The sequence below is a fragment of the Microbacterium sp. GbtcB4 genome (assembly GCF_019091465.1).
Taxonomy (GTDB): Bacteria; Actinomycetota; Actinomycetes; order Actinomycetales; family Microbacteriaceae; genus Microbacterium; species Microbacterium paraoxydans.
In genome coordinates, this window is the sequence record NZ_JAGXJJ010000058.1 from 1 (window position 1) to 294 (window position 294).

The window sequence follows — 294 nt, forward strand, 5'->3', positions numbered from 1 at the left end:
CACCCGGGGTGCCGACCGTGCTATCGACGTACCGGGGGGCCCGCAAGCGGGCCATCCAGCCGCCGCGGCGATACTGGGCGAGCTGCCCGTCCAGCAGGCGCCCGGCCAGCGCGGGGACGAGGAGTGCGAGCGCGGGCCACTCGGTGCGGTACGTGTCCCAGTAGCCGTTGTTGACGTCGAGCTCGCCCTCTACGACCGGCGCCCCCGTTGCCGACTCGCCGAGGGCGGTCCGCGCGGGGAACACGCCGGGGTGGCGCCACTCCGGCCTGTCCGCGGTGCCCGCGTTCTCCGCCG

Annotated in this window: 1 protein-coding gene; it reads right to left on the reverse strand. The window is 76.2% G+C overall.

What is annotated here, in order from left to right; genetic code table 11:
• A partial coding sequence (locus KVS71_RS17270) for a glycoside hydrolase domain-containing protein (protein ID WP_217585132.1) occupies window positions 1-294 on the reverse strand: 294 nt, incomplete at both ends.